Annotated in this window: 18 protein-coding genes; 10 read left to right on the plus strand and 8 right to left on the minus strand. The window is 66.6% G+C overall.

The window, feature by feature from the left end; translation table 11 throughout:
• Nucleotides 1-214: 214 nt before the first annotated feature.
• Nucleotides 215-1,132 (plus strand): LLM class F420-dependent oxidoreductase, encoded by a 918-nt coding sequence (locus K6L26_RS06645; protein WP_047038929.1) that lies wholly within the window; start codon nucleotides 215-217, stop codon nucleotides 1,130-1,132.
• Here the strand turns inward: K6L26_RS06645 and K6L26_RS06650 are convergent.
• The gene (locus tag K6L26_RS06650; RefSeq protein ID WP_221852864.1) at nucleotides 1,129-2,643 is read right to left on the minus strand and encodes a sensor domain-containing protein; all 1,515 of its coding nucleotides are present in this window, start codon (nucleotides 2,641-2,643) and stop codon (nucleotides 1,129-1,131) included. The two genes, K6L26_RS06645 and K6L26_RS06650, sit on opposite strands and share 4 nt — an antisense overlap.
• A gap of 30 nt (nucleotides 2,644-2,673) precedes the next feature.
• On the opposite strand from K6L26_RS06650, the gene K6L26_RS06655 reads away from it, so the two are divergent.
• Together K6L26_RS06655 and K6L26_RS06660 are read left to right on the plus strand one after the other, a co-directional pair.
• Nucleotides 2,674-3,123, plus strand: a complete 450-nt coding sequence (locus tag K6L26_RS06655; RefSeq protein ID WP_064896671.1) for a hypothetical protein — start codon at nucleotides 2,674-2,676, stop codon at nucleotides 3,121-3,123.
• Nucleotides 3,124-3,278: 155 nt separating this feature from the next.
• A complete protein-coding gene (locus K6L26_RS06660; protein WP_036392939.1) occupies nucleotides 3,279-3,593 on the plus strand; it encodes a WhiB family transcriptional regulator in 315 nt (104 codons plus the stop codon).
• Here K6L26_RS06660 and K6L26_RS06665 read toward each other — a convergent pair.
• A complete protein-coding gene (locus K6L26_RS06665) occupies nucleotides 3,590-4,756 on the minus strand; it encodes a pyridoxal phosphate-dependent aminotransferase (protein ID WP_064896673.1) in 1,167 nt (388 codons plus the stop codon). The genes K6L26_RS06660 and K6L26_RS06665 overlap by 4 nt on opposite strands.
• Before the next feature lie 55 nt (nucleotides 4,757-4,811).
• On the opposite strand from K6L26_RS06665, the gene K6L26_RS06670 reads away from it, so the two are divergent.
• The 3 genes from K6L26_RS06670 (at nucleotide 4,812) to K6L26_RS06680 (ending at nucleotide 9,532) form a co-directional block, all read left to right on the plus strand.
• The gene (locus tag K6L26_RS06670) at nucleotides 4,812-5,918 is read left to right on the plus strand and encodes an alkene reductase (protein WP_036392018.1); all 1,107 of its coding nucleotides are present in this window, start codon (nucleotides 4,812-4,814) and stop codon (nucleotides 5,916-5,918) included.
• A 227-nt stretch (nucleotides 5,919-6,145) separates the two neighbouring features.
• Nucleotides 6,146-7,357 carry an acetyl-CoA C-acetyltransferase gene (locus K6L26_RS06675; protein ID WP_036392021.1) on the plus strand — a complete coding sequence of 404 codons (1,212 nt, stop codon included), beginning with the start codon at nucleotides 6,146-6,148 and terminating at the stop codon, nucleotides 7,355-7,357.
• A 15-nt stretch (nucleotides 7,358-7,372) separates the two neighbouring features.
• On the plus strand, nucleotides 7,373-9,532 hold the full coding sequence (locus K6L26_RS06680; RefSeq protein ID WP_064896675.1) for a 3-hydroxyacyl-CoA dehydrogenase NAD-binding domain-containing protein: 2,160 nt from the start codon (nucleotides 7,373-7,375) through the stop codon (nucleotides 9,530-9,532).
• Nucleotides 9,533-9,685: 153 nt separating this feature from the next.
• Here the strand turns inward: K6L26_RS06680 and K6L26_RS06685 are convergent, their stop codons facing one another.
• On the minus strand, nucleotides 9,686-10,108 hold the full coding sequence (locus K6L26_RS06685; RefSeq protein ID WP_064896677.1) for a PPOX class F420-dependent oxidoreductase: 423 nt from the start codon (nucleotides 10,106-10,108) through the stop codon (nucleotides 9,686-9,688).
• A 9-nt stretch (nucleotides 10,109-10,117) separates the two neighbouring features.
• On the minus strand, nucleotides 10,118-11,311 hold the full coding sequence (locus K6L26_RS06690; protein ID WP_064896679.1) for an FAD-dependent monooxygenase: 1,194 nt from the start codon (nucleotides 11,309-11,311) through the stop codon (nucleotides 10,118-10,120).
• 76 nt (nucleotides 11,312-11,387) lie between these two features.
• Here K6L26_RS06690 and K6L26_RS06695 point away from each other — a divergent pair, with 76 nt between their 5' ends.
• Nucleotides 11,388-11,933, plus strand: a complete 546-nt coding sequence (locus K6L26_RS06695; RefSeq protein WP_019345449.1) for a TetR/AcrR family transcriptional regulator — start codon at nucleotides 11,388-11,390, stop codon at nucleotides 11,931-11,933.
• 34 nt (nucleotides 11,934-11,967) lie between these two features.
• On the opposite strand, the gene K6L26_RS06700 is transcribed toward K6L26_RS06695, so the two are convergent.
• The gene (locus tag K6L26_RS06700; protein ID WP_019345448.1) at nucleotides 11,968-12,561 is read right to left on the minus strand and encodes a class I SAM-dependent methyltransferase; all 594 of its coding nucleotides are present in this window, start codon (nucleotides 12,559-12,561) and stop codon (nucleotides 11,968-11,970) included.
• A gap of 4 nt (nucleotides 12,562-12,565) precedes the next feature.
• Nucleotides 12,566-12,991 carry a pyridoxamine 5'-phosphate oxidase family protein gene (locus K6L26_RS06705; protein ID WP_064896681.1) on the minus strand — a complete coding sequence of 142 codons (426 nt, stop codon included), beginning with the start codon at nucleotides 12,989-12,991 and terminating at the stop codon, nucleotides 12,566-12,568.
• A gap of 56 nt (nucleotides 12,992-13,047) precedes the next feature.
• Between K6L26_RS06705 and K6L26_RS06710 the strand changes: the two genes are divergently transcribed.
• Nucleotides 13,048-14,037 (plus strand): LLM class F420-dependent oxidoreductase, encoded by a 990-nt coding sequence (locus tag K6L26_RS06710; RefSeq protein WP_064896683.1) that lies wholly within the window; start codon nucleotides 13,048-13,050, stop codon nucleotides 14,035-14,037.
• A gap of 126 nt (nucleotides 14,038-14,163) precedes the next feature.
• Nucleotides 14,164-14,550 carry a hypothetical protein gene (locus K6L26_RS06715; RefSeq protein WP_064964355.1) on the plus strand — a complete coding sequence of 129 codons (387 nt, stop codon included), beginning with the start codon at nucleotides 14,164-14,166 and terminating at the stop codon, nucleotides 14,548-14,550.
• A 31-nt stretch (nucleotides 14,551-14,581) separates the two neighbouring features.
• On the opposite strand, the gene K6L26_RS06720 is transcribed toward K6L26_RS06715, so the two are convergent.
• Both K6L26_RS06720 and K6L26_RS06725 read right to left on the minus strand, forming a co-directional pair.
• Nucleotides 14,582-14,959, minus strand: a complete 378-nt coding sequence (locus K6L26_RS06720; RefSeq protein ID WP_308204251.1) for a YybH family protein — start codon at nucleotides 14,957-14,959, stop codon at nucleotides 14,582-14,584.
• Complete coding sequence (locus K6L26_RS06725; RefSeq protein WP_064896699.1) at nucleotides 14,946-15,659, minus strand: SDR family NAD(P)-dependent oxidoreductase; 714 nt, start codon at nucleotides 15,657-15,659, stop codon at nucleotides 14,946-14,948. The genes K6L26_RS06720 and K6L26_RS06725 overlap by 14 nt, the downstream gene beginning before the upstream one ends.
• A gap of 127 nt (nucleotides 15,660-15,786) precedes the next feature.
• Between K6L26_RS06725 and K6L26_RS06730 the strand changes: the two genes are divergently transcribed.
• Nucleotides 15,787-16,719: a LysR family transcriptional regulator gene (locus tag K6L26_RS06730; protein WP_081281513.1), complete on the plus strand. Its 933-nt coding sequence runs from the start codon at nucleotides 15,787-15,789 to the stop codon at nucleotides 16,717-16,719.
• Nucleotides 16,720-16,722: the final 3 nt, after the last annotated feature.

Raw genomic sequence — 16,722 nt, forward strand, 5'->3', positions numbered from 1 at the left:
CGAATCGGTGATCCGAGCTGTCGGTCCATCTGTGAAGTCGCTGGCAAACCCTTTGCTGGCCAGTGCCGCGGGTTGGCCAGGTTGCGGTCACTTAGCTCAGCCTTGGTGCGGCGTAGCCAAATTGTTCTGCGAGAGTTTGCTGCAGGCTTGTCTCCGGTATCGCGCACCGTGATCGAAACGGAATGGCACGACTGCTGTCGCGGTTGGTGTCGATATGCCGACCGGAGTCATCCTCGCCCTCAACCCGTCCGCCCCCAATGTGGTGGATGCCGCCATCTCGCAGGCCCGCACCGCGTATGCCGCTGGAGTCCGTCAGGTCTGGGTGGCCCAGCAATTCGACGTCGACGCCATCACCTTGGCCGCGTTGATCGGATCCGCAGTGCCCGGCCTAGGTGTCGGCACGTCGGTGGTGCCACTTAATCCGCGTCACCCCCTGGTGGTGGCGTCCGCAGCGCAGACTGCGCAGGCCGGCACGCACGGAAACTTCACGTTGGGCCTCGGCCTCGGCTCGCATGCACCCGAGCAGCGCGCATTCGGCACGGTGTGGCGCAACCCGGTAGGTCGGTTACGCGAACACCTGCAGGTGCTGCGGGCGATCCTCGACGAGGGTGCGGTCGACTTTCACGGCAGTGAGTTCACCGCGAACCCCGAGTGGCCGGTCCACGTCCCCGGCGGCACTCCGGTCCCGGTGTATGTCGCGGCCATGGGGCCGAAAGCGCTTCGGGTGACCGGTGAATTGGCCGACGGGACGCTGCCGTACCTGGCCGGGCCGCGCACGGTGGGGGAGTTCATCGTGCCGACGATCACGGCGGCGGCCACAGCGGTCGGCCGGCCGCAACCGCGCGTGGTGGCCATGGTGCCTGCGCTCGTCGACTCTGACGCCGATGCGGCTCGGGCCGCCGCCGCGGAACGGCTCGCGTTCTATGCGACGATCCCGTCGTATCAGAAAGTCATTGCCCGCGAACAAGTTTCCAGTGTCGCCGAGCTGGCAGCGGTCGGGTCACCGGAGCAGGTGCGCGCGCAGCTGCAGCGGTATCTCGACGCCGGTGCGACGGACGTAGCACTCAGTCCGATCCGCACGGATCCGGAGGATCTGGCGGCGCTGTGGGCGGTGGCGGCCACGCTGCCCTAATCAGTGGGTATCCGGTTTCGCATGGCGTAGGCGACGGCGACTGCGCGCGAGGGATCCTTGGTGCCGCAGACGTCGACCGCGACGACGATGTTGGACTTGGCCGTCAACGCTTGCGTGCAATCCGCAATCCTGCTCGCCGGCGCCGAATCGGGCACGGACAGGATGTTCTCCTGGACTCCCAGGGTTCCGAGGGTGCGGGGTTGTGCCTCGCCGCGACGGTGCACCGGGGCAGTCGTTCCCGCGCAAGCATTCCAACGGTCCATGGCGCCGGCCATGAACTCCTCTGCCTGAGTGGGGTTGTCGAAGATCATCGCGCGTTCGCGTATCCACGCGCCGTCGCCGGTGAACTCCCGTTCCCGCGCGCTCGGTGTCTTTTCCGGGAAATCTTCGGGGACACACTCATTGGGGTGCGCGGGGTTGTCGCGGGCAGGCGTAATCGTGTCGGGTCCGCTCACGCTGAGGTGCGTTGCTTCCACCAGTGTCTGGGTGGTCTCGGGGCTGAGCATGACGGCTTCGAGATCAGGCGCCTGGAAGACCCGCACCACCTCAGGGCATTGCCAGTACGGGTCGACGGTGCCGCCTTTCGCCACCGGGGTCGAGTTCACGACGCCGGTGATGCGGTGCGACGCATCGGGTGTCACGGTGATGGCGTAGCCGTTCTCACGCGACCACCGGGCCGGTACCAGCACATAACGACCGCCGTGCGCTTCCAGGACACGCAGGCATTGGTACCGATAGACCGGCGCGGCCGGCGGGCCCTCGGCGGGCAGCGTCGATTTCTTGATCAGGGAGGCCGGAATGCCCAGTACCTCAGTGGTGTCGAGTTGCACTGCGGTGAATTCACCGTCGGCGGCCCACAGTCTGCCCGTGGCGTAGGCCCCGTCTTGCTTGCCCTGATCGGACGCGTAGATCTTCGTCACCCAGAACAAGGCTCCCACCGTGGTTATCACCGCGAGCCCCAGCATCGTTCGTTCGGCGATCTTCGGCAGCCGGCCGAGGCTGCCGGCGCCACCGGTGAGGGCCAGTACCGAATAGCCTGCGACGAGCAGCGCGATGCCCGCCACGATCAGCCCTGCCATATAGATCGGCGGAGCACCTTTGATGACCCAGTTGATCATGCTGTATTCGGATGTCAGCCAGACCGCGGCGACGATCAACCCGGCCGCGCCTGTGGCCGCTGCCAGCCATGCGATGCTGCGTAGCAAGGGGATTCGGCGTGCTGAGGCGGCCCAACGCCGAACGCCCACAGTCAGCACGACGAGCAATGCCATCACGATGAGTACGCGAAATGCGGCGAAGAAGAACACCCTGATGGTGGTGACGGCGTAGTCGGCCGACGTGTATCCCAGCGTCGACGGATCGACACCGAAGTAGTGCAGCCGGTCGTGGATGAACAGTAGGCCGTAGAAGTAGCACAACCCGGTGATCAGTGATGCCGGGGCCACGACCAGGGCCGCCAGGCTCAGCCACCGCTCGGCGGACTGCGTGAGCGACTTCGTCTCGTCGCTCACGATGGCGGTGTCGCCGGCGCGGACGGGGATGTGGTGGTGGTCGTGGGGGTGGTGGTCGTCGTCGTGGGCGCGACCGTTGTCGTCGTCGTCGGCGGTGTGGTCGTCGGGTGCGTGAACCCGACACCCGAGGTCGTCGTCGGGTCCGAGTACGCGGTGGTCGTAGTCGTGGTGGTCGTCGACGGCAGCGGAACCGTCCCGGTCGTCGGGGTGTGCGTTGTCGTCGGGTCGGTGTGGTCCTGGTGTCCGCTACAGGCCGCCGCCAGTCCTACCGCTAACGCGAGCGCCGCGATCCCTGCCGTGCGTCCCACCGTCGATCTGACGTCCATCGGCCCTCCCACCAGTGTCTTTACGATGGTGGCAAATCAAAGCGGCTTGCGCGCGAGTATCCGGCTACTCGATTCGCGGACGTCTCCGACCGGCGGCAGCGCATACCACTCCATCGGCCGCGGCGTGCCGGAATCGAGCAGCAAAGTGTCGTGATCTGTGGTCGATTCCTTACAAGGTGACAACCCCGCCGCCGCCCGGCGGGCTGGCAGCATGGCAGGCCCAACGCCACTTTCCGCAAAGGGGTGAACACCTTGTCTCGCACACTTTTCGACCGACAGTCATCGCCGGAATTCGTTGTGAGACAAGAGATGAGCAATCCCGTCGCAACCCGTCCGGCGATCCCGGTCTACCGCTCCCCGCGGAACCTGCCACCACCGTCGCTCGAGGAGTGGAGTTGGCAGCAGCGCGGCCTCTGCCGGGACCATCCGGCGGAGGTGTTCTTTCCGGAGGAAGCCCGGGGCCGCCCGCTGCGCCGCCGGGAGGACGCGGCCAAGGCGATCTGTCGCACCTGCCCAGTGTTGGACCAGTGCCGCGCGCACGCCCTGTCCGCTCCAGAGCCCTACGGAATCTGGGGTGCCATGACGGCCCGTGAGCGCGCCATCACACTGAGCGACGAACGCTAGACCCGCAGCGATCCGAGGCGGCGGATCGCTTCCTCCATGGTGTCATCGCGCTTGCAGAAAGCGAAGCGCACCAAGTGATTCCACAGGTCGGCGTGCGGGGCCTCCGGGTCACAGAAAGCCGACATCGGGATCGCGGCCACGCCCGTTCTATGTGGTAGTTCGGCGCAGAACTGCGCGCTGTCCGAATAGCCCAGCGGCCGTGGGTCGGCGCACAGGAAGTAGGTGCCCCGGCTGTCATGCACCTCGAACCCGATGTCGGCCAATGCGCTGCCCAACCGGTCGCGCTTGGCCTGGAACGACCGGCGCAGGTCGGCCACCCAGCTGTCCTCGTGATTGAGCGCGTGGGCCACGGCGGGCTGGAACGGGCTGCCGCCGACGTAGGTCAGGTACTGCTTGGCGGCGCGCACCCCGGCGATCAGATCGGCAGGGCCACAGGCCCAACCGATCTTCCAGCCGGTGACGTTGAACATCTTGGCCGCACTGGAGATCGTCACGGTGCGCTCGGCCATGCCGGGGTAGCGGGCGAGCGGTAGGTGCTCGACACCGAACACCAACTGCTCGTACACCTCGTCAGCGATCACCAAAAGGTCATTCTCGATGGCCAGCGCTGCGATGGCGCGCAACTCGGTATCGGAGGCCACCGAACCCGTCGGGTTGTGCGGGGAGTTGAGGATCAACGCACGAGTCTTGGGCGTGATGGCCTGACGCAGTCCCTCGATGTCGATCCCGAACCCGGCGCCGTCTGCGACCAGCGGCACGGCGACGCGTTCACATCCGGCCATGGCGATCACCGGGGAGTACGAGTCGTAGAACGGTTCGATCACCAGTACCTCCGAGCCCGGCTCAACCAGGCCGAGGACCGACGCGGCGATGGCCTCGGTCGCGCCGACGGTCACCAGCACCTCGGTGTCCGGGTCGTACTCGACGCCGTAGTGGCGTTCGCGCTGCCCAGAGATGGCGTGACGCAGCTCGGGGATGCCGAGCCCGGGCGGGTACTGGTTGTGGCCTTCGGCGATAGCGTTCTGCGCCACTTTGAGCATCTCGGCCGGGCCGTCCTCGTCCGGGAAACCCTGGCCGAGGTTGACCGCGCCCAGGCGGCTGGCCAGTGCAGACATCTCCGCGAAGATGGTGACGGCGAAGGGCTGCAGCCGTGTGACAGTCATGTTGCATGAGGCTAGTGCGGGAATGATTGCCGTGCCCTGGGCGCTCAAAAGAGGCGTGACCTACAAACTGAACGCCGACGCCGCACTGCTGCAGCCGATCCAGGTTGGCGATACCGCCGCTACCAACCGTCTGTTCATGGCACCGCTGACGCGTTCACGTGCCGACGCCGACGGCACCCCCTCACCGCTGGCCGCGCAGTACTACAGCCAGCGCGCGGGAGCCGGCCTGATCATCAGCGAGGCCACCGCGGTCGCCGAGACCGCCAACGGCGCGTACATGAACACCCCTGGCATCTACACCGACCGCCATCAGCACGGGTGGGCCGAGATCGCGGACTCGGTGCACGCGGCGGGCGGCAAGATGTTCGTCCAGCTGTGGCACGTCGGCCGCATGGCGCACCCCGATATCAGCGGGTTCGAGCCGGTCGCGCCTTCGGCGATCGCAGCCGATGTGCTCACCCACACGCCCACCGGCAAGAAGCCGCTGCAGACCCCGCGTGCGCTCGAGACCGCCGAGATCCCGGTGATCGTCGGGCAGTTCCGGGCCGCCGCGCGCCGGGCGATCGACGCGGGCATGGACGGCGTGGAGATCCACGGCGCCAACGGCTATCTGCTGCACCAGTTCGCCTCCGATGTGGTCAACCAGCGCACCGACGCCTATGGCGGTTCGCCGGAGAACCGGGCCCGGTTGACCGCCGAGGTGGTCGAGGCCGTCGTCGACGAGATCGGCGCGGGCCGGGTCGGGCTGCGTATCTCACCTGGGAACACCGCCGGTGGAATGCGCGAGAACGACACGGTCAGTGCCTACGAGGCGTTGTTGGAGCGCATCGCTCCGCTCGGGCTGGCCTATCTGCATGTGCTGATCGACCCGGCCGAGCACACGTTCGGTGTCATCCGCGCGCTGTGGTCGGGCACCTTCGTCCTCAACACCGGCCGCAATTCCGGCACGGACTTCTCCCAGTTGGAGGGCTATGCCCAGTGGGGCGCGATCAGCGCGGCCGCGGTCGGGCGGGCGTTTCTGGCCAACCCCGATCTCATCGACCGACTGATCCTGGGCGCCGAGCTCAACGAGCCCGACATGACGACCTTCTATGCGCCCGGCCCGGTGGGCTATACCGACTACCCGACGTTGATGGCACTCGAGGAGCCCCGCTCGGCCTGAGGTGCTCGTCGTTTTCGAGCGTCTGGGTCGTTGCGCCGCGTAGTGAACAGCCCTCATGTCGAAATCCGCGACGAGTCGGTCGACCGCCGGTTCCAGGAGATGCTGAGCACAGGCCCAACCAACGGGTTGGGCGAGGCTGATACGCTGCCGTTCAGAGGACTGTCCACGCGTTGGGCGGTTCCACAACCCAACCTGAACCTGGACGCCGATACGGCAGGGGAGCAGACATGTCCGAAGAAGCCTTCATCTACGAGGCGATCCGCACGCCGCGTGGCAAGCAGCGCGGCGGCGCACTCAACGAGATCAAGCCGGTCAACCTGGTTGTCGGCCTGATCGAGGAGATCCGCAGCCGGTACCCCGACCTGGACGAGACGCTGATCAGCGACGTCATCCTGGGCGTTGTCTCCCCGGTCGGCGACCAGGGCGGCGACATCGCCCGCACCGCCGGTCTGGTGGCCAAGCTGCCCGAGACCACCGGTGGTTTCCAGCTCAACCGCTTCTGCGCCTCGGGCCTGGAGGCCGTCAACCTGGCCGCCCAGAAGGTTCGTTCCGGCTGGGACGACCTGGTGCTGGCCGGTGGTGTCGAGTCGATGAGCCGCGTTCCGATGGGCTCCGACGGCGGCGCCTGGGCCTCTGACCCGGAGACCAACTACCGCATCGGCTTCGTCCCGCAGGGCATCGGCGCCGACCTGATCGCCACCATCGAGGGCTTCTCTCGCGAGGACGTCGACGCCTACGCGGCGCGGTCGCAGGAGCGCGCGGCGGCGGCCTGGTCCGGCGGCTACTTCGCCAAGTCGGTCGTGCCGGTCAAGGACCAGAACGGCCTCGTGGTCCTCGACCACGACGAGCACATGCGTCCCGGCTCCACCGTGGAGAGCCTGGGCAAGCTGAAGACCGCGTTCGACGGCATCGGCGCGATGGGCGGCTTCGACGACGTGGCGCTGCAGAAGTACCACTACGTCGAGAAGATCAACCACGTCCACACCGGCGGCAACAGCTCGGGCATCGTCGACGGCGCCGGCCTGCTGCTCATCGGCAGCGAGAAGGCCGGCCAGAGCCAGGGCCTGACCCCGCGCGCCCGCATCGTGGCCACCGCCACCAGCGGTGCCGACCCGGTCATCATGCTCACCGGCCCGACCCCGGCCACCAAGAAGGTGCTCGACCGGGCCGGCCTGACCGTGGATGACATCGACCTGTTCGAGCTCAACGAGGCGTTTGCCTCCGTGGTGCTGAAGTTCCAGAAGGACCTCAACATCCCCGACGAGAAGCTCAACGTCAACGGTGGCGCCATCGCGATGGGCCACCCGCTGGGCGCCACCGGCGCCATGATCACCGGAACCATGGTCGACGAGCTCGAGCGTCGTGGCGCCAAGCGTGCGCTGGTCACGCTGTGCATCGGCGGCGGCATGGGCGTGGCCACCATCATCGAGCGCGTCTGAGAGGGCTGAACAACAATGGCTGAGAACACCATTCAGTGGGACAAGGATGCCGACGGCATCGTCACCCTGACGTTGGACGACCCGACCGGTTCGGCCAACGTGATGAACGAGCACTACAAGGTATCGATGCATAACGCTGTAGAAGAGCTTGCACGCCTTGTAGCAGAAGACCCAGATTCGATCACCGGTGTGGTGATCACCAGCGCGAAGAAGACCTTCTTCGCCGGTGGTGACCTCAAGGGCATGATGAACATCGGCCCCGACGACGCCGCCGAGGCGTTCGAGATGGTCGAGACCATCAAGGCCGACCTGCGCAAGCTGGAGACCCTGCCCAAGCCCGTCGTGGCTGCCATCAACGGCGCCGCGCTCGGCGGCGGCCTGGAGATCGCGCTGGCCACCAACCACCGCATCGCCGCCGACGTCAAGGGCAGCCAGATCGGCCTGCCCGAGGTCACCCTGGGCCTGCTGCCCGGCGGTGGCGGCGTGGCCCGCACCGTGCGCATGTTCGGTATCCAGAAGGCCTTCATGGAGGTCCTGAGCCAGGGCACCCGGTTCAACCCGGCCAAGGCCAAGGACACCGGCCTGGTCGACGAACTCGTCGGCAGCGTCGACGAGCTGGTTCCCGCCGCCAAGGCGTGGATCAAGGCCAACCCCGAGGCCCACACCCAGCCGTGGGACGTCAAGGGCTACAAGATCCCCGGTGGCACCCCGTCCACCCCGGCGCTCGCCGCGATCCTGCCGTCCTTCCCGGCCCTGCTGAAGAAGCAGCTCAAGGGCGCCCCGATGCCCGCACCGCGGGCCATCCTGGACGCCGCTGTCGAGGGCGCGCAGGTCGACTTCGACACCGCGAGCCGCATCGAGAGCCGTTACTTCGTCTCGCTGGTCACCGGTCAGACCGCCAAGAACATGATCCAGGCGTTCTTCCTGGACCTGCAGGCCATCAACGGTGGCGCTTCGCGTCCCGAGGGCATCGCCAAGCAGGAGATCAAGAAGATCGGTGTGCTGGGCGCGGGCATGATGGGCGCCGGTATCGCCTACGTGTCGGCCAAGGCCGGCTACGACGTCGTCCTCAAGGACGTCACCATCGAGGCCGCCCAGAAGGGCAAGGCGTACTCGGAGGGCCTGGAGGCCAAGGCGCTCAAGCGTGGCAAGACCACCGAAGAGAAGTCCGCGGCGCTGCTCGCCAAGATCACCCCGACGGCCGATCCGCAGGATCTCAAGGGCGTCGACTTCGTGATCGAGGCCGTGTTCGAGAACCAGGAACTCAAGCACAAGGTGTTCCAGGAGATCGAAGACATCGTCGAGCCCAACGCGCTGCTCGGCTCGAACACCTCCACGCTGCCGATCACCGGTCTTGCGACCGGCGTGAAGCGCCAGGAGGACTTCATCGGTATCCACTTTTTCTCACCCGTCGACAAGATGCCGCTGGTCGAGATCATCAAGGGCGAGAAGACCTCTGACGAGGCGCTGGCCCGGGTGTTTGACTACACCCTCGCGATCCGCAAGACCCCGATCGTGGTCAACGACAGCCGCGGCTTCTTCACCAGCCGCGTCATCGGCACCTTCGTCAACGAGGCGCTGGCCATGCTGGGCGAGGGTGTCGAGCCCGCGTCGATCGAGCAGGCGGGTTCGCAGGCCGGTTACCCGGCGGCGCCGTTGCAGCTGAGCGATGAGCTCAACCTGGAGCTCATGCACAAGATCGCCGTGGCCACCAAGGAAGGCATCGAGGCCGCCGGTGGCACGCACGTGCCGCACCCGGCCGAGGCCGTCGTGGAGAAGATGATCGAGCTCGGCCGCCCGTCGCGGCTGAAGGGTGCCGGCTTCTACGAGTACGTCGACGGCAAGCGGACCCAGCTGTGGCCCGGCCTGCGCGAGACGTTCAAGTCCGGCTCCTCGCAGATCCCGCTGCAGGACATGATCGACCGCATGCTGTTCGCCGAGGCACTGGAGACCCAGAAGTGCATCGACGAGGGCGTGCTCACCTCGACCGCTGACGCGAACATCGGCTCGATCATGGGTATCGGCTTCCCGCCGTACACCGGTGGTTCGGCGCAGTTCATCGTCGGCTACCAGGGTGAGCTCGGCGTCGGCAAGGAGGCCTTCGTGGCCCGGGCCAAGGAACTGGCTGCCCGCTACGGCGACCGCTTCCTGCCGCCGGCTTCGCTGGAAAGCTAAGCACCAAACGTCAAAAGCCCCCGGCGTAAGTCGGGGGCTTTTGCGTGCGAGGGCATCGAGATTGCGCTCAGGGCTGTTGATTTCGAGATTTCACGACCCTGTGCGCAATCTCGATGCCAGCCCGGGTTCGAGTGCACCCGCGTCGGCGCCGCCTCACTTCGCCACGTCGAAGGCCGCATGGACTTTCGTGGGCCTGACGCGCACCACGAGTTCACCTGGGACACCGTTGCGCCGGCCGAATTCCTCGGCACGGTCGGCACCCATGTAGCGGCCGCCGATGCGGGTGGCGGTGTCGAGCAGCTCGTGGGGATCCTCACTGATCGCTGCGACACCCTGGACTTGGACGAACGCGAACGGCGGGTTGGAATCGTCGACGCACATGACGACCCGCGGGTCACGGGCCAAGGCTCGGCCCTTGGCGGTCTCCCTGCCGGTGTTGAAGACGAGTTCGCCGTCGTCGACCACGAACCACACGGGCGCCGCCAGCGGTCGCCCGTCGGCTGCGACCCAACCCAGCACCGCGGTGCGCGTGCCTTCGGAGAGAAAAGCGATCACATCCTCGGAAAGTTCGCTCATGCGGCCACGCTACGCCCAGACGGGCAACGGCATGGTGTCGTAGAGCCGAACGCCTTTGGAGTTGAGCCGTGCCAACGCCTGGGTGACGCCCAGCGGTAGCGCCGAGATCACCTGGCCGGCGCCCACCAATGTGCGTATGCCCCGGCTAGTCATGGGCACCACGGTTTTGGCGTTGACCCGGGCCAACTTTCGGCTGCTGACCACCGGCGCGAGCATTGTGCGTTCATAGGCGGCGAATGCCGAGGCGTAATCGTCACCGGCCCGCACCATCTCGGCGGCCAGCACGTAGGCGCCGTAGACCGCCAAGCTCGTACTACCTCCGACCGCGGGTCCAGGGCAGTAGCCCGCGTCGCCGACGAGAGTCACCCGCCCTTGCGACCACGTCGTCATCTGCAATTGCGTGATGGCGTCGAAATAGAAGCTCGGTGTCCGCGACACCTCGTCGAGCCAGCGGTCCACCTCGGATGCGGTGTGCTGGAATGCGTTGAGCAGCTGGGTTTTTTGGCGTTCCACCTCGCGGTAGTCGTAGTCGAGCGGTTGGCTCGGGCGGAAGATGAACACTGCGCGCGCGTCATCCAGATGGTCGGCGGTGTAGATGCCTGCCATGTGGCCGGGCTTGAAGTAGGCGGTCATCTCGCCGTCGCGGGCCAGCTCTTTCGGCACCGACACCACCGAGAGGTATCCACCGAGGAAGCTCTCGGGCACGTGGTTGCCGAATGTCAGTCGACGCACACCGGAGTGCAGGCCGTCGGCGCCGACCACCACGTCGAAACGGCGCGGCGCGTTGTGCTCGAAGGTCACGTCGCCATCGGACGAGATCGACGTGATGGTGTCGCCGAAGAGGTATTCGACGTCGGCTCGGCCGGCTTGGTAGTAGATCTCGCTGAGGTAATCCCGCATGATCTCGACGTGCCGGTCGGACATCGCGCCGATGATCTTGAGGTAGTCCAGGCGGGTGGGGCGCGACGCGCCGGGCCGGTGGATGACCATCTCGGTGGTGCCGGTGGCGTGCGCCTCGATCTCGGCCAGCACGCCCATGCGTTCGGAGATCTCCATGGCGGGCCGGAACAGGTCGACGGCGTGACCGCCCGTCTTTCGCAGTGCGGGTGAGCGTTCCACCACGGTGACGTTGACTCCGTGCCGCGACAGCCAGTAGGCGAGCACGGGCCCGGCGATGCTGGCGCCGGAGATGAGAACTTTCACGATTCCCCCTTACTTAACGGTCGGTAAGCGCTCCTCCCGTGAGCTTACCTATCGTTAGGTAAGTTAGGGTGGCTACGTGGCCAAGCCTGGATTGGATACGCGACAGCGCATCCTGGATGTCGCACGCGAACTGTTCGCCGAGAAGGGTGTGGTGCGCACCAGCCTGCAGGACATCGCCGACCGTCTCGGTATCACCAAGCCCGCGCTGTACTACCACTTCCGGTCACGCGAGGATCTGGTCCGCAGCATCCTGCAACCTCTTATCGACGAGGGTGAGGCCTTCATCGCCGAGCAGGAACGCAAACGCGGCGCGTCCCGCGCCTCGGCGCGAGAACTCCTCGAGGGCTACTTCGACTTCCATTACCGCCACCGCGCCGATCTCATCCTGATCGTTTCCGAGCTGACCACGCTGGTGGATCTGGGCTTGATCGACCAGTTGCTGGCGTGGCGGGCCCGGCTGGGTGTGCTGGTGTTCGGCCGCAAACCCACGCTCGAGCAGTCGGCTCGCGCGGTCATCGCCTTCGGCGGCCTGCAGGACTGTTGCCTGCAGTTCCCCGACACTCCCTATGAGCAGCTGCGCAGAGTCACCGTGGACGGCGCCATGGCCGCACTCGGGTTGTGACTCGAATTGCGTTGCCGCAGAGTGGCGATGGCACTCAGATCGAATGGGCAAACAGGTAATGCCGTGCCCGGCTCGTTCCGTTCTGGTCCAATGCGGGCTCGTCTCCGCTGGACAGCAGTGTCCAGCCGTCCTTGAAGCGACGTTGCACCTCGTCGAATCCGATGCCGGGAACGCCCATCGCCGCGCCCGGGATGAACGCCACGATCAGCAGCTGCGCGCCGGGGGCGGCCACCGCGCTGACTTCCCGTACATAGGCGTCGCGGTCGGCAGGGCTCATGCCGTGCAGGCAGCCACTGTCGAGGATCAGTTGGTAGCCCGCCCCGATACCCGATGAGCTCAGTTGCGTCACATCGGCTTTGACGAAGTTGACGGGTAGCCCGGCGCCTTTGGCGCGGGCCTTCTTCAGCGGTTTTGCCACATAGTCGACACCGGTGACCCGCCACCCGTGCCGGGCCAGGTACACCGCGTTGTCCCCGGTACCGCAGCCCAGATCGAGCGCGGTACCGGGAGGCGACGTCGGATGGGCTCCCTCGACCAGCTTGGTCAGGCTGTGCGCCAACGGGTGGCCGTCCCAGGGCGTGAACCCCAGCCGGTAGAGCCACCGGAAGAGCCGTTGGCGCGAGCTCATGGACTCAGAGCGACCCCAGGTCGGCCGACAGCCAGTGCTCGGGTTTGAGGTAGATGGTGACGCCCTCACCGTGCTCGCGGCGGGCGAACTCCAGGTACGGCTCCACCTTCTCCGGCGGCAGATAGCGTTTCACCATTTCGACCAGCTGCTCATCGGTCGACGGTTCGATGCGGCTCACCGCACCGTCGACGGCCACGTAGCGCACCGATGGCGCCAGGCGTTCGGCCATCAACGAGAAATGCCCGGCCGCCTCGATCAACCGGTGCTTGCGGGAACCCAGGCCGGTCTGCACCCACGGCTCCCCGCCGGGCGTGTACTGGTACCAGATCGGGACGGTCAGCGGACCGCGTTTGTCGCCGGCGTACACCGAGAGGGCGGCGATGTGCGGCTCGGCCAGAAACTGTTCGCGTTCTTCCTTGGAAAGGGCCATAAAACTCAGGCTAGACCGCCGCCGCGACACGCGTCGGCGTCGTAGAGTCGGGGTCCATGCGCTTCGGACTTTTCATCCCGCAGGGCTGGCGCCTTGACCTCGTCGACATTCCCACCGAAAACCACTGGGCGGTGATGCGCGATCTCGCCGCCTATGCCGACGCGGGCAGCTGGGACTCGCTGTGGGTCTACGACCATTTCCACACTGTCCCGGTGCCCACCGACGAGGCCACCCATGAGGCCTGGTCGCTGATGTCGGCCTATGCCGCGACGACGTCGCGGATCAAGCTCGGGCAGATGTGCACCGCGATGAGCTACCGCAATCCGGTCTATCTGGCCAAGATCGCCGCCACCACCGACATCATCTCGGGTGGCCGTGTGCAGATGGGCATCGGCGGCGGCTGGTACGAGCATGAGTGGCGGGCCTACGGCTACGGATTTCCGTCGGCCGGGGTGCGGTTGGGCCGCCTCGACGAGGGTGTCCAGATCATGCGTGACGCCTGGCGTGACGGGCGGGTCAGCTTCGATGGCAGGCACTACCAGGTCGACGGTGCGATCGTCGCCCCGAAGCCGTTGCAGGACAACGGCATCCCGATGTGGATCGCCGGTGGTGGAGAGAAGGTGACGTTGCGTATCGCGGCCAAGTACGCGCAGTACACCAACTTCACCTCCGAGCCCGACGGATTCGCCCACAAGTCCGAGGTGCTGGCCGGCCATTGCCGCGACGTCGGCACCGAGTATGACTCGATCGTCCGATCGGCCAACTTCAACGCCGTCATCGGCGACTCCGAGGCAGATGTCGCTGATCGGGTAGCACGATTGCGGGCCCGGCAGGTGCCGGTGGCCGGTGAAGCTGCCGTGGACGCCATGCTGGCCAACGCCACCGCGCCCGAATCGGCCAGCGGTACACCCGAACAGGTGGTCGAGAAGCTGCAGCGGATGCGCGATCTCGGCTGCGAGTACGCCATCCTGTACTTCCCGGAAGCGGCCTACGACCGGTCGGGCATCGAGCTGTTCGAGCAGAAGGTCATCCCCGCGCTGAGCTAGTTGTGTGCCGGCCGCGCGCAAAGGCCGTCAAACGTACATCGCCTTACCGGCAGATGGCCAGGGCCGGTATCTCGGGTTAAACCTGTGTCGTCGCTGGGAACCGGGCGAGTGCTTCATGATCCCCACGTGACGCTGATATCACGGGAGTTCGGGAGCGGAAACGGCTCTGCCCCCACAGTCGGGGCCGAGGTGGCCACGGTGCTCAACCCCCTGCCGCGCACGGCTTCTCGCGCGGCCGCCCCGGCTGACTGTTCCCGGCCCGTGCACAGCGCTGACATCGCACAATCCCGGCTGTTCGAGGACATTCTGATCGGTGAAATCGCCGAGCTGCGCGACCTTCTCGCCGCCACCGAACTGCGGTGGCGGCGGCTTCGGGAACGCAGCCGAGTGGCCGATGCGCCCCTGCCCGAAGCGCTGGTTCGGCTGCACTCGCGTATCGCCGAAGCCGAGCGTCTGCTGGTGCAGTTGCGGTGCCGGTTTGGTTATGACGGAGATTCACTCCGGGTGATTTGAATTCCGGACCGGTTCGGCGGTGCCAGGGCTGTCAGTCGGGAACGGCGGAGACCTGATAGTGGCTGATGCGCCAGTCGGTGTCGGCGCGGGTGACCAGGACGCTGAGATTCAGCGGGATCACCGTGCCGTCGGGCCGGGTGAAGTCTGCGCGCAGGTAACCGAGCGCGACATTGTCGGCGGGCCGGCGGGTCTCATCGATCCGGTAGTCGACCGTCAGACCGACGGGTTGCGAGTCGTAGTAGTCGAACACGCCTTGCCGGCCGACGCTGTAGGGACGTAGCCCTTGGAAGATCGCATCGTCGGTGAACACGGCGGCCACCCGCTGGGGATCGTGGGCGGCGATGCCGGCCTGCCATTCGTCGAGCACTCCGCGCAGAATCGCCGCCGTGTTCTCCTCAATGCCCGGCACTTTGACCTCCATCGACGTGCAGGATCTCGCCGGTGACGAATCCGGCTCGTTCCAAGTAGAGCACTGCGTCGACGACGTCGTCGATTTCGCCCAGGCGGCCGACCGGATGCAGTGCCGACAGGAACTCGTGGGTTTCGGGTGCATGCATCGGGGTGCGGATGGTGCCCAGCGCGACCGCGTTGGCGCGGATGCCACGCGATGCGTACTCGATGGCCAGGGCCTTGGTGGCGGCGTTCAGGCCGCCTTTGGTCAGCGAGGCCAGCGCGGAGGGCACCTGCGAGTTGGCGTGGTCCACCAGGCTGGTGGAGATGGTGACGACGTGTCCGCCTTCGCCCTGTGCCTCGATCGCGGCGATCCCGGCTCGGGTCAGTTCGAAGAAGCCGCGTTGGTTGACTCCGGTGACGGCGTCGTAGTCGTCGTCGGTGTATTCGGTGAACGGCTTGGCGATGAAGATTCCCGCGTTGTTCACGATGGTGTCGACACGGCCGAATCGCGCCAGGGCCGCGTCGATCAGCTGCCGGCCTACGCCGGGCTGCCCGATGTCGCCCGGCACGGCCAGCACCATGGGATCGCTGCTCTCACTGATGTTTCGGGAGTTGGCGACGACGGCGTAGCCCAGTTTGCGGTAGCCCGCGACCAGGGCTTCACCGATGCCCTGGGATGCGCCGGTGATGACTGCGACGCGTGGTGTGGTGCTCATGGGAGGCTCCTTCTTCGCAAGCATGTGGTCTGATGCACTGCTCAACGTGGAGGCCCGGTCGGTTCATGTCCGCCCGGCGGGACCTGTCGGCTCTCTGCTGAGAGGCTGCGCCTACTACGCTGTAACGGTGGAGCTACGCCAGCTGCGCTATTTTGTCACCGTCGCCGAGGAGTTGAACTTCGGCCGGGCGGCCGAGCGGCTGCGTATCGCCGGGCCGTCGCTGTCCCAGCAGATCAAGGCGTTGGAACGTGATCTGAAGGTCACCCTGTTCGACCGCGACCGGCGTTCGGTGGCGCTGACCCACGCGGGTACCGCCCTGTTGCCCGAGGCGCGGGCACTGGTTCGGCAGGCTGATGAATTACGCAGGCGTGCACAGGGTCTGGCGGTGTCGGAGCCGGTCCGGATCGGGTATGTGAACTGGTGTCCCACCGATTGGGCCGAGCGGGCGGCAGGGGTGGCCGAGCTGCGGGTGGATACCTGGGTGATGCCGTCGCACACCCAGGCGGCCCGGGTGGCCGACGGCAGCCTCGACCTGGCGATCTGCTGGGTTCAGAACGCCGACCTGGATTCGTTGTCGTTGTGCGCCAGGCTCATTGGGGTGGACCGGCTGTACGCCCTGTGCGCCGGTACTGACGAATCCCCGGTCGATGCCCGCGACACCACGGTGTTGGTCGATACGGACGTGGCGAGCTGGTCGTCGTGGAACCGCTATGGCGAATTGTTCGCCGCGGCCGTCGGGGCTCCCGTGATGCGCACCGACGACGGGGGTGTCACCGGTCCCACGTTTTTCGAGCACGTTCGGCGGCTGAGGCGGCCCGTGCTCAACAACCCCAAGGGTCAAGACGTGGCGCTGCCCGCCGGCCTGGTGCGTCGCGCCGTGGTGGCCCCTACCCCGTTATGGACGTGGTCGTTGGTGTGGCGTCGCGACGAGAGCAGCCCGGCTGTCCTCGCCGTCGTCGACGAGTTCACCCGTGGCATCGGTGATCTCGGTCTGGACGTCCCCGGCGTCTGGGTGCCGGACGACGATCCGCATCACCCCCGACACCACGGCGGCAGCTGACAC

Source organism: Mycobacterium farcinogenes (genome assembly GCF_019739075.1).
GTDB lineage: Bacteria > Actinomycetota > Actinomycetes > Mycobacteriales > Mycobacteriaceae > Mycobacterium > Mycobacterium senegalense.